Raw genomic sequence first — 13,338 nt, 5'->3', positions numbered from 1 at the left:
GCCTTGTACGTCTCATCCGGTACTGTCGATAGGTTCGCATGCAATACCCCAGCAAACATTACCCCACAGGCTATTGCTAGCCCCTTCAGCCATTTTCTGGCATTCATTCCTCTCTCCTTCTTATCTTATGTATGTTGTTATCCCATTCATGCTCATCTAAAAAATAACTATCCATCCCTCCCGATAGCTTGAGCATAAAACCAATACTAACTAATACTTCTTTCTTCTTTGTTCGCAACCTCCAAGCCTACTTTCTTAACCATAACTATGTCAAGGATTTTGAGATATGAATTATTCTTCTTGTGTAATACTAATTAAGAATAAATTTCATACTTTGGAAGACACGATCAGCATTTTGTTATTGATGATGAATTAATTTACCAGTTTGCATACGCACATCTAAAATCGACTATTTCCTTGCTGAATACACATAAAAGTCAATATCTCTGATTAAATGCTATTTTAAGGAAAGGTCATTATTAACAACTATAGATTCACTCTCTGTTTCTTCTGCAACTTTTTCAGGTAAATTAGTGCTTATACCAGCAATTGATTGCAGCCTTTGCTTTTTACGGATATTGTGAAACGATAGCCCTGTTCCCGCAGGAATTAATCTTCCTACAATAACATTTTCTTTTAATCCGCGCAGATCGTCTCTTTTTCCCATAATTGCCGCCTCTGTAAGAACACGGGTTGTCTCTTGGAAGGAAGCAGCAGAGATAAACGAGTCGGTTGAGAGCGATGCTTTAGTAATGCCAAGTAACATATATTCGTATGTTGCAGAAATTTTATTTTCAGCAAGCAGTCTCTCATTCTCCGCTAGCACATCTGCACGTTCTACTTGTTCACCAGGAATGAAAGATGAATCGCCTGCATCAATGATTTGTACACGACGCAACATCTGACGGACGATCACTTCAATATGTTTATCATTTATCTTTACACCCTGTAGACGGTAAACATCTTGTACTTCGTCAGTAATATACCGTGCTAATGCCTCCACTCCCTGAAGACGTAATATATCTTGTGGCTCAGCAGGTCCATCAACAATTGTCTCACCTTTATTTACGACCTGGCCATCATGAGCCATAACATGCTTATCCTTTGGAATTAGATATTCATGTGCAATATTATCGAGATCGGTAATGATGAGACGTTGCTTTCCTTTAGTATCTTTACCAAAAGATACCGTTCCGGTAACTTCCGCTAATAAGCCTGCATCCTTAGGTGATCTAGCTTCAAATAATTCAGCCACACGCGGCAAACCACCCGTAATATCACGTGTTTTTGAAGTTTCCTGCGGAATACGAGCTAATACCTCCCCAACACTAACCTGCTGCCCATCACGGACAGAAATGATAGATCCAATTTGAAAAGTGATACTAACTGGCAATTCACTACCCGCGATCTTAATCTCTCTTTCTTCTTCATCCAAAAATTTAACCAATGGACGCAGCCCCTTAGTTTGTGTAGCACCACGACGCTTTGGATCTATTACAACGAGTGTGGATAAGCCTGTTATATCATCAATTTGTTTTGCTACTGTTACACCTTCTTCAACATTCTCAAAGCGCACCTTACCACTATATTCTGCGATGATAGGACGCGTATGGGGATCCCATGTTGTCAACACTTTGCCCACTTTTACTACTTCACCATCATGCACTAGCAATGTTGCGCCATAAGGCACTTTATGGCGTTCACGCTCACGCCCGTTTTCATCATACACGGCTACTTCTCCACTGCGAGAGATGGCTATCAATTCGCCGCGAGCGTTTTTTACATATCGCATCGTAGGAGAATAATGAATCACACCATTCGATTTACTCTCAACCTGACTCACCACTACTGTTCTAGAAGCAGCCCCCCCAATATGGAATGTTCGCATGGTCAACTGTGTCCCAGGTTCGCCAATGGATTGCGCAGCAATGACACCTACTGCCTCACCAACATTTACTGCTGTCCCCCGGCCTAAATCGCGTCCATAACACATAACGCATAGCCCATACCGTGTTGCACACGTAAGCGGAGTACGCACTTTAACTTCATCAATCCCATATGATTCAATTTTTTCAACAGCGTCTTCATCAAGTAAAATGCCTGCAGGATAAATAATCTCCTGGTTTTCTGGATTAACTACGTCTTGCGCGGTTACTCGGCCAAGCATTCGTTCTCGTAACGCCTCAATAACCTCACCACCTTCAATCAGTGCTTTCATTACAACACCGTCATCTGTGCCGCAGTCCTCTTCGGTAATAACTAAATCCTGTGTAACATCCACCAAACGACGAGTAAGATAGCCAGAATTAGCTGTTTTTAATGCTGTATCAGCAAGTCCCTTACGCGCGCCATGGGTGGAAATAAAATATTGCAGTACATTCAGCCCTTCACGAAAATTAGCTGTAATAGGCGTCTCAATGATAGAACCGTCAGGCTTAGCCATCAATCCACGCATGCCCGAAAGTTGACGAATCTGCGCTGCTGAACCGCGCGCACCTGAATCGGCCATCATGTAAATTGAATTGAATGATTCCTGCATTACAGGATTACCATTCTCGCCTTGCCTCATCTTTCCTGTTAATGGATCATATACAGGTTCAACACTTAATTGATCCATCATCGCTTTAGCAACCTGATCGCCAGCGCGCCCCCAGATATCCACTACTTTGTTATAGCGCTCGCCCTGGGTCACTAAGCCTGAAGTATATTGAGCTGCTATTTCCTGTACTTCCTTCTCCGCAGTTTTTATGATGTCATTTTTCTGAACAGGTGTAAGCAAATCATCCGCACAAATAGAGATGCCACCTCGCGTTGCATAGGAAAAACCCGAATACATGAGCTTATCTGCAAAAATAACTGCTTCACGTAATCCGCATAAACGAAAGCTCGCATTGATCAGCTTTGAAATTTCCTTTTTCTTGAGCACCTTATTGATCAGAGAAAAAGGAAGTCCATCTGGTAAGATTTCCGATAATAACGCACGACCTACAGTCGTTTCATAACGTGTTATTTTTTCTACTGGTTTGCCTTCTTCCTTCCTCTTTTCGGCTTCCTTTATTCTTACTACTATTTTGGCATTAAGCTCAACTACGTGATTTTCATACGCGCGTAACACTTCCGCGACATCCAGGAAAAGCATACCCTCACCCCGCGCATTGATCTTTTCCCTGGTCATATAGTACAACCCGAGCACGATGTCTTGCGAGGGTACGATAATAGGATCACCGTTAGCGGGAGACAAAATGTTATTAGTTGACATCATCAAGGTACGACATTCCATTTGCGCCTCAAGAGATAATGGAATATGTACAGCCATCTGGTCTCCATCAAAATCCGCATTAAAGGAAGCACAAACAAGAGGATGTAGCTGAATCGCCTTTCCTTCAATTAACACCGGCTCAAATGCCTGAATACCCAACCGGTGTAGCGTTGGCGCTCGATTTAACATTACCGGATGCTCACGGATAACTTCCTCCAGTATATCCCACACTACTGGACTCTCACTTTCTACCTCTCGCTTAGCTGCTTTAATGGTACTAGCAATACCCATAGTTTCCAGCTTGTTGAAAATAAATGGCTTGAACAATTCAAGAGCCATTTTTTTCGGTAAGCCACATTGATGCAACTTCAACTGAGGACCCACCACAATAACTGATCGTCCAGAATAATCGACGCGCTTACCCAGCAGATTCTGGCGGAATCGCCCTCCTTTGCCTTTAATCATATCCGCAAGTGACTTTAATGGCCGTTTATTGGCTCCTGTCATAGCTTTGCCACGACGCCCATTATCAAGAAGTGAGTCGACTGACTCTTGTAACATACGCTTTTCATTACGTACGATGATTTCTGGCGCTCGAAGCTCGAGCAAACGTTTCAACCGATTATTCCGGTTAATCACACGACGGTATAAATCATTTAAATCAGAGGTTGCGAAACGCCCTCCATCCAATGGCACAAGCGGTCTCAATTCTGGTGGCAGTACCGGTAATACCGTTAACACCATCCATTCTGGTTTCATACCTGATTTATTAAATGCTTCAAGTACTTTTAACCGTTTAGCTATTTTTTTTATCTTAGTTTCAGATCCTGTACTCTGCATTTCACGACGGAGAGAATCAATTTCTGTAACGATATCCATTTTATTCAATAGATCTCGTATACCTTCTGCACCAATACCTGCAGAAAAATCATCTCCATATTCTTCTGTTCTATTGAGGTAGTCGTCTTCGGTCAACAACTGCCCGCGAACAAGCGGTGTCATGCCTGGCTCAGTTACTACATAACCTTCAAAATAGAGCACACGCTCAATGTCCCGCAATGTCATGTCTAATACCAATCCCAAACGAGAAGGTAATGACTTCAGAAACCAGATATGCGCTACGGGAGATGCTAATTCAATATGCCCCATCCGCTCGCGCCGAACCTTAGATAAGGTCACTTCTACTCCACATTTTTCGCAAATCACGCCACGATGTTTTAACCGTTTATATTTTCCACACAAACATTCGTAGTCTTTTACTGGACCAAAAATCTTGGCGCAGAATAATCCATCCCTTTCTGGTTTAAAGGTACGATAGTTTATCGTTTCAGGTTTTTTTACTTCACCATATGACCAAGAACGTATTTTTTCTGGAGAGGAAAGACCAATTTTAATTGCATCAAACTCTTCTTTCTGAGTAACTTGTTTAAATAAATCAAGCAGCGCTTTCATCTGTCACTCCTAATAATCTATAGGTCGGCATAAAACATCTTCAACTAAGATTTCAATGTTGTTCCAAATCAACGTCCAACCCCAGAGATCGAATCTCTTTTACTAATACATTAAATGATTCTGGCATTCCCGCATCTATTTTGTGATCGCCCTTGACAATGCTTTCATATACTTTGGTACGTCCATTCACATCATCCGACTTAACGGTCAACATTTCCTGTAAAGTATAGGCAGCTCCATATGCTTCTAGCGCCCACACCTCCATTTCACCAAAACGTTGACCACCAAATTGAGCTTTACCACCAAGAGGTTGCTGCGTTACCAGGCTATAGGGACCTGTAGAACGAGCATGCATTTTGTCATCAACCAAGTGATGCAGCTTAAGCACATGCATATAGCCTACAGTAACAGATCGATCGAAGGCAGCACCCGTTCTACCATCATAAAGTGTAACTTGTCCCGATCTTGGCAGACCAGCTAATTCAAGCATATCCTTTATTTCGGTTTCTGTAGCACCGTCAAAAACAGGCGTAGCAAAGGGTACGCCATCAACTAAATTATTTGCGAGCTCTAGTACTTCTTCGTCATTTAAAGAAGCAATTTCTTCCCTCTTACCGCTGTTATTATAGATTTTATCGAGAAATGCTCTAAGCTCGGTGATTTCTCTCTGCTCACGCAACATTTCATTAATCTTCTTACCCAGTCCTTTTGACGCCCATCCCAAATGAACCTCCAAAATCTGCCCTACATTCATACGCGACGGTACGCCTAAAGGATTCAATACGATATCAACAGGTGTACCATCGGTCATATAAGGCATGTCCTCTACAGGCACAATTCTTGAAATTACACCTTTATTTCCATGACGGCCGGCCATTTTGTCTCCTGGCTGCAAACGCCTCTTGACCGCAACATAAACTTTGACCATTTTCTGGACACCTGGCGGTAATTCATCCCCTTGCGTAAGCTTTTTTCTTTTTTCCTCAAAAGCAATATCAAACATTTTTTGCATTTGTGTCATGCTATCTTTTATCTGCTCTAGCTGTACGCTTGCATCCTCATCAGCCAAGCGGATATCAAGCCAATAGTGAGGATCAATACTTTCCAGATATTCTTTCGTAATAAGCGTCCCTTTAGCGAGTTTCTTAGGACCACCGGTTGCGGCCTTGCCAATAAGTAAACGCTCTATGCGCGCAAATGCATCTGCCTCAACTATACGCATCTGATCACCCAGATCTTTTTTATAGCGAGACAATTCATCATCGATAATTTTCTTAGAACGCTTGTCCCGCTCTACCCCTTCTCGGGTAAATACTTGCACATCAATTACGGTTCCGGATATACCGGAAGGTACTCGCAAAGAAGTATCTTTAACATCAGAAGCCTTCTCACCAAAAATCGCTCGTAATAACTTCTCTTCTGGAGTTAACTGCGTTTCACCCTTTGGAGTAACTTTACCAACCAATACATCGCCTGCTTCAACTTCAGCACCGATATAAACAATCCCGGATTCATCCAAGCGCGCGAGTTGACGCTCAGATAAATTGGGAATATCAGCAGTAATTTCTTCTGTGCCAAGCTTAGTATCACGACTTACTACTGATAATTCCTCAATGTGAATGGAGGTAAAACGATCATCAGATACGACGTGCTCAGAAATAAGAATGGAATCCTCAAAGTTATATCCATTCCACGGCATAAACGCCACCAGCATATTCTGCCCTAAAGCAAGTTCACCCAAATCGGTTGAAGCCCCATCAGCGATGACATCGTCGCGCGCTAGAACATCACCTACTTTTACTAATGGGCGTTGATTAATATTTGTATTCTGATTTGAACGGGTATATTTGATCAAATTATAAATATCTACGCCCACTTCCCCTGCTCGTGTTTCAATATCGTGTACGCGCACTACGATACGACTTGCGTCTACGTAATCGACTACTCCCCCACGTACTGCTCTCACAGCGGTACCAGAATGAACCGCAACAACCCGTTCAATTCCAGTCCCAACAAACGGTTTCTCCGCACGTAAACAAGGAACAGCTTGCCGTTGCATATTAGAACCCATCAAAGCACGATTAGCATCATCATGCTCTAGAAAGGGAATCAATGAAGCTGCAACGGAAACAATCTGAGCTGGCGCAACATCCACATATTCGATTTGATCTTTAGGCGCCAATGTGAATTCATTCTTTTGACGACATGAAACGATTTCATCTACGAATCTTCCTTCCGAATCAAGCCTTGCATTTGCTTGAGCGATCATATATTGACTTTCTTCAATAGCAGAAAGGTAAACGATCTCATCGGTAACTTTTCCATCTACCACTTTTCTATAGGGTGTTTCAATAAATCCATACTCATTAGTTTGTGCATAAAGTGCCAGTGAATTAATGAGACCAATATTAGGCCCTTCCGGCGTTTCAATAGGACATACTCGTCCATAATGAGTTGGATGTACATCGCGCACTTCGAAGCCTGCTCGCTCACGTGTTAAACCACCCGGACCCAATGCAGAAATACGTCTCTTATGCGTAACCTCTGATAAAGGGTTTGTTTGATCCATGAATTGAGATAATTGACTGGAGCCAAAAAACTCACGAGCCGCAGCGGACACTGGTTTAGCATTGATTAAATCATGGGGCATAAGATTTTCTGACTCCGCCTGACTAAGTCGTTCTTTAACCGCCCTTTCAACTCGCGCCAATCCAGCTCTAAATTGATTCTCAGCTAATTCTCCAACTGAACGCACACGACGATTCCCCAAATGATCGATGTCATCTATCTCTCCCCGGCCATTACGTAATTCCACCAATATCTTGATCACATCGATAATATCTTGATTAGATAAAGTAGAAGAACCCGTTAGCTCCGAGCGCCCAACCCGGCGATTGAATTTCATGCGCCCCACAAAAGACAAATCATAGCGCTCAGGTGAATAGAATAACCCGTTAAACAAAGCAATGACAGCTTCTTCAGTTGGAGGTTCCCCAGGGCGCATCATCCGATAAATCGCTACTTGAGCTGCAGTCTGATCAATAGTTTCATCTATTCTCAATGTCTGGGAAATAAAAGGACCGTAATTAAGATCATTCACATAAAGCGTACTAATTTGTTCAATTCCAGCTTGCCTTATTTTTCCAAGTATAGCTTCTGTTATTTCATCATTAGCTAACGCTATAATTTCACCAGTTTCCTTATCTATAATATTTTGCGCTAATATTTTGCCAATCAAAAACTCTTCTGGAACTGGGATCTGTTTTATACCGATTTGCAATAATTCTCGAACGTGTTTTGCTGTAATACGTTTATCTTTTTGAACAATTACCTTACCTTTATCATCAGTAATATTAAAGCTTGCTACCTCACCCCGTAGCCGCTCAGGCACCAAATCAAATAAAATTTCATTTTTAGAAAAATAAAAATGATCAAATACAAAAAAATCAGCAAGAATTTGCTCCGGGGTACAACCCATTGCTTTCAATAAAGTTGTCACTGGCATTTTGCGTCGGCGATCAATGCGGAAATACACATAATCTTTGGGGTCAAACTCAAAATCGAGCCATGAACCTCGATAAGGAATAATACGTGCAGAAAAAAGCAACTTACCTGACGAATGCGTTTTTCCACGATCATGTTCGAAAAATACCCCTGGGGAACGGTGCAGTTGAGAAACAATTACCCGCTCCGTTCCATTAATAATAAATGAACCAGTGTCTGTCATGAGAGGAATCTCTCCCATGTATACTTCTTGCTCCTTAACTTCTTTTACTGTCGGCTTAGAAATCTCTTTATCTAAAATAGTTAATCGCACTCTGGCGCGTAAAGGAGATGCATAAGTCAAGCCACGTTGCTGACATTCTTTAACATCAAATACTGGTACTCCAAGGGAATAACTAATAAAATCAAGTCGAGCATTTTTTGAATGACTCTCAATTGGAAAAATTGAATTAAACGCTGCCTGCAACCCTTGGTTAGCGCGTTTATTAGGTGCGACTTTCTCTTGCAAAAAGGCTGCGTACGATTCAAGTTGAGTTGCGAGAAGAAAAGGGATTGGTAAAACGCTGGCACGTTTAGCAAAACTTTTTCGAATACGTTTTTTCTCTGTGAACGAATAGTCCATCAATTTTCTCCAAGCGCAGAATAATAAGGATTAAATAGTCGTATTTATCCAAATAGTCATTTACTGACTGCTACAGTAAATGCTCGGCACGATAGATATACAAAAAAATCAAATCATCAAAGAAAGTAAAGGCCGGCAGCATATTTATCTCTGCCAGCCAATACTCTCATAACAACAATATTACTTAACCTCGCAAGCAGCTCCTGCTTCAATAAGTTGTTTCTGAATCGCTTCCGCATCAGCTTTGGCAATTCCTTCTTTCACTACTTTTGGAGCACCATCAACCAGGTCTTTCGCTTCCTTCAATCCAAGTCCTGTTATTGCGCGAACTACTTTAATTACATTTACTTTATTGTCTCCTGCAGCGGTTAGAACGACAGAAAATTCAGTTTGCTCTTCTGCGGCCGGAGCTGCAGCAGCAGGTGCAGCAATGGCAACAGCAGCAGTCGCTGCAGCGGAGACTCCAAACTTTTCTTCCATATTCTTGATTAGCTCAGACAGTTCTAACACTGTCATATTAGCAATTGCATCTAAAATTTCTTCTTTGGCTACAGCCATTTTTTTCTCCTAACAATAAATTAAATTCTGATTAATTTTAGAAATGCACAAAAATTTGCTTTCTAAAGCCGAATAAATCATTTCTGATCACGTATCGCAGCTAATCCACGCACAAAACTGGTAGGCACTTCATTAAGTGTTCTCACAAACTTGGCTATAGGTGCTTGTAACGTCCCCATCAGCCTCGATAACAACTCATCTCTGCTTGGTAAGCTTGCTAAGGCTGCAACTTCTTTGTTAGACAGCACTGTCCCTGCCATTGCTCCAGCTTTAATAACAAACTTGTCATTATTTTTTGCAAACTCATGAAGTACTTTGGCAGTAGCAACCGGGTCACGACCTATACCATATACCAAAGGACCTACCATTTGATCAGCAAGATTAGAATATGGCGTATTCCTCACTGCGCGGCGTACAAATGAATTTTTAATCACACGAAAATATATTCCGCTCTCACGTGTTTTAGCCCGTAATTGAGTAAATTTACTCACTTCCAATCCACGATAGTCAGCTATGATAATCGCTTGCGCATCAGCTATTTGAGCGCCAACCTCTTCAACTATCGCCTTTTTCTGTTCAAAATTAAGACTCAAGATACATTCTCCACATTAAACTCTGGAGTCATATCGGAATAATCACGATATCTTCCATACTAAAAAGCGGCGATCTATATTCAGGAGAAAACAATAAGTCCTGTTCTGGATACGCCATCTGCGTTGGGCACTATTCGATAAATTCCTGGTAATTAAGTTTCAAGTCTGCAAATTAGATTAATTTTATTTAAAATAACAAACATGAAACCCCAACGGTCTTTGATAACCTACTGACCCAAAACGTCAATAGTCCAAAGTCTATAAATCAATGCTCTAAACCGGATTGATCAACTCTAACTCCCACACCCATGGTACTGGAAAGAGTCATTCGCCTTAGATATACACCTTTGGATGTAGGTGGTTTAGATTTATTTAGCGCATCTACTAGCGCCAAGATATTTTTTTTAAGCGCATCAGCCTCAAACGAGGCTCTCCCAATTGTACAATGCACGATACCTGCTTTATCTGCTCGAAACTGTACTTGTCCAGCTTTAGCATTCCGCACAGCAGCTGAAACATCTGGCGTTACCGTACCTACTTTTGGATTGGGCATTAACCCTCGCGGCCCTAGTATTTGGCCTAATTGACCAACAATACGCATCGCATCTGGACTTGCGATAGCAACATCAAAGTTAATCTCACCTGCTTTAACTCTTTCCGCAAGATCCTCAAAACCAACAATATCTGCGCCTGCCTCAAGTGCTTCTTTAGCTTTATCTCCCTGGGCAAAAACAGCAACTCGCACAACTTTACCTGTGCCTGCCGGCAAAACAACTGATCCGCGTACCGCTTGATCTGATTTTCTTGCATCTATCCCTAAATTGATGGCAACATCAACAGATTCATCAAATTTTGCAGTTGCAGTTTCCTTTATAAGTGTAAGGGCCTCTGCAAGTGAGTATGTTTTATTGCGATCTACCTTTTTGCCTATCAACGCGTATCGTTTAGAAACGTGTGCCATTTTATAGCCCCTCCACTTCCACGCCCATGCTTCTCGCACTGCCAGCAATAGATCTGACTGCAGCATCAATATTCGCTGCAGTCAGATCTGGCATTTTTAGTTTGGCTATTTCTTCTGCTTGACTACGACTCAATTTCCCTACTTTGTCAAGGTGTGGCTTAGGACTTCCTTTATTTATACCCGCGGCCTTCTTAATCAACACCGAGGCAGGTGTCGTTTTCATAACAAATGTAAAGCTTTTATCTGCATAAGCAGTAATGATTACTGGCACAGGCAGGCCCGGCTCCATTTTTTGTGTAGCCGCATTAAACGCTTTACAAAATTCCATAATGTTAAGTTGGCGCTGGCCAAGAGCAGGGCCAATAGGGGGGCTTGGATTAGCTTTCCCAGCCGGTATCTGCAGCTTGATATAACCGATAATCTTTTTTGCCAAAATAATTCTCCTTTTTTGGGTTCTACCGAATGCTTACAACATTCTCCCCGATGTGATACGAAACAATAACAACTTCTACTTTCTAAATTCAGCTATCTTTTATCGGAAGCTAGGATTTTTCGACTTGATCAAAATCTAATTCAATAGGTGTGGGTCGACCAAAAATTGAGACGGATACTCTTAACTTATTTTTGTCATAATTGACATCCTCAACGTTTCCATGGAAGTCTGTAAATGGTCCTTCTTTGACACGCACAGCCTCGCCAATTTCAAAAAGTATTTTTGGCTTGGGTTTTTCAACGCCCTCTTGAATTTGATCGAGTATGTTCTGAACTTCTCTTTCACTGATTGGTGTTGGTTTTGTTAGAGAACCACCAATGAAACCACTGACCTTGGCCGTATGTTTAACTAAATGCCAGGTTTCGTCTGTCATTTCCATTTCTATCAATACATAACCAGGAAAAAATTTCCTTTCGCTGATATTTTTTTGGCCACCTTTGATTTCTATAACCTCTTCTACAGGAACCAGTATTTGACCAAATTGATCCTCCATGCCGGCACGAGCAATGCGTTCCTGTAATGCTCGCTTGACACTATTTTCAAAGCCAGAATATGCATGAATCACATACCATTTTTTGCTCATTCTACCACCCGGACCATTTAGTTAACCCTCTTGATCCATTACATACCTCACGATCGTCATCAATCCGGTATCTACTAACCACAAAAAAACTGCCATAGCTACAACAAAAGCAAAGACTACACCAGCAGTTTGCACTGTTTCTTTTCGACTAGGCCAGACTACTTTTTTTGCTTCTTCAATCGACTCCCTGCTAAACGCATAAAACTGCTTGCCTTGATTAGTAAACCAAGCTATTGTAATTCCTAGAAATATGCCTAGCAATAAAAGCAATACGCGAATAACCATTGCGCTATCGCGCAAATAGTAAAAACCCACAACACCAGCTATTATCGATAATATAGCGAGCACTAGCTTAAATTTGTTCACTCAGACACCATCCTTGACGATAGATAACCCGCTTGCCTTCCTAATAATTTTCTATTCTCAAATTAACAAACAAGATCAATAAGTTAAATTAGCATTCCTTTGCTCGAATACACTGCATGCCACTTCCCGCTAAAAATTAAAATCCATTGATCTCTTGTCTTAATTTATTTTCGGAGAAAAATTAAATTTTGGCAGGCCAGGAGGGCATCGAACCCCCAGCCTTCGGTTTTGGAGACCGACGCTCTGCCAATTGAGCTACTGGCCTATTTTCTACACAACACTCTACATTCAATACTCTACTTTTATGACGGAGCTTCAGAACATACAAAATAAAATTGAACGCTACTTATCTACTCAATAATTTTAGCTACAACACCTGCCCCAACGGTTCTGCCACCTTCACGAATTGCAAAACGCAATCCCTCTTCCATTGCAATCGGAGCAATAAGATTTACTGCCACCGAAATATTATCTCCCGGCATTACCATCTCGGTACCGGATGGCAGTTCTATCGACCCCGTAACGTCAGTTGTCCTGAAATAAAACTGAGGACGATATCCAGCAAAAAACGGCGTGTGCCGACCACCTTCCTCTTTGCTTAAAACATATATCTCAGCTGTAAATTTCGTATGCGGTAATATGCTCCCAGGCTTTGCCAGCACTTGACCACGTTCAACCTCTTCACGCTTAGTTCCACGCAGCAATATTCCAACATTGTCTCCAGCTTGCCCTTGATCAAGTAGCTTCCTGAACATCTCTACACCGGTACACACCGTCTTCAATGTTGGTTTCAAACCTACTATCTCAATCTCGTCACCAACTTTAATTATACCTCGCTCCACACGCCCTGTTACAACCGTGCCGCGTCCAGATATTGAAAATACATCCTCCACCGGCATGATAAAAGCACCATCTATGGCCCGCTGTGGCTCAGGAATATAACTGTC

At 41.8% G+C, this 13,338-nt stretch carries 9 protein-coding genes and 1 tRNA gene; all 10 read right to left on the bottom strand.

What is annotated here, in order from left to right; genetic code table 11:
- Positions 1-457: 457 nt before the first annotated feature.
- Complete coding sequence (gene rpoC / locus BLV54_RS12860; RefSeq protein ID WP_090572049.1) at positions 458-4,711, bottom strand: DNA-directed RNA polymerase subunit beta'; 4,254 nt, start codon at positions 4,709-4,711, stop codon at positions 458-460.
- Between the two features lie 52 nt (positions 4,712-4,763).
- Positions 4,764-8,837 carry a DNA-directed RNA polymerase subunit beta gene (gene rpoB, locus BLV54_RS12855; RefSeq protein ID WP_090572048.1) on the bottom strand — a complete coding sequence of 1,358 codons (4,074 nt, stop codon included), beginning with the start codon at positions 8,835-8,837 and terminating at the stop codon, positions 4,764-4,766.
- Positions 8,838-9,017: 180 nt separating this feature from the next.
- The gene (rplL, locus tag BLV54_RS12850; RefSeq protein WP_090572047.1) at positions 9,018-9,395 is read right to left on the bottom strand and encodes a 50S ribosomal protein L7/L12; all 378 of its coding nucleotides are present in this window, start codon (positions 9,393-9,395) and stop codon (positions 9,018-9,020) included.
- 77 nt (positions 9,396-9,472) lie between these two features.
- Positions 9,473-9,988: a 50S ribosomal protein L10 gene (rplJ, locus tag BLV54_RS12845; protein WP_090572046.1), complete on the bottom strand. Its 516-nt coding sequence runs from the start codon at positions 9,986-9,988 to the stop codon at positions 9,473-9,475.
- A gap of 265 nt (positions 9,989-10,253) precedes the next feature.
- Complete coding sequence (gene rplA / locus BLV54_RS12840) at positions 10,254-10,949, bottom strand: 50S ribosomal protein L1 (protein WP_090572045.1); 696 nt, start codon at positions 10,947-10,949, stop codon at positions 10,254-10,256.
- 1 nt (position 10,950) lies between these two features.
- The gene (gene rplK / locus BLV54_RS12835) at positions 10,951-11,382 is read right to left on the bottom strand and encodes a 50S ribosomal protein L11 (protein ID WP_090572044.1); all 432 of its coding nucleotides are present in this window, start codon (positions 11,380-11,382) and stop codon (positions 10,951-10,953) included.
- Between the two features lie 109 nt (positions 11,383-11,491).
- Positions 11,492-12,025, bottom strand: coding sequence for a transcription termination/antitermination protein NusG (gene nusG / locus BLV54_RS12830; protein ID WP_090572043.1), 534 nt, complete (start codon positions 12,023-12,025; stop codon positions 11,492-11,494).
- A gap of 21 nt (positions 12,026-12,046) precedes the next feature.
- On the bottom strand, positions 12,047-12,391 hold the full coding sequence (secE, locus tag BLV54_RS12825) for a preprotein translocase subunit SecE (protein ID WP_090572042.1): 345 nt from the start codon (positions 12,389-12,391) through the stop codon (positions 12,047-12,049).
- A gap of 189 nt (positions 12,392-12,580) precedes the next feature.
- Positions 12,581-12,656: transfer RNA gene (locus BLV54_RS12820), tRNA-Trp, on the bottom strand.
- 85 nt (positions 12,657-12,741) lie between these two features.
- The coding region (locus BLV54_RS12815) for an EF-Tu C-terminal domain-related protein (protein WP_256329477.1) at positions 12,742-13,338 on the bottom strand (597 nt) is incomplete at its 5' end.

The sequence above is a fragment of the Nitrosomonas sp. Nm33 genome (genome assembly GCF_900107265.1).
Lineage (GTDB): Bacteria > Pseudomonadota > Gammaproteobacteria > Burkholderiales > Nitrosomonadaceae > Nitrosomonas.
This window is presented reverse-complemented; position numbering and strand designations above follow the sequence as displayed.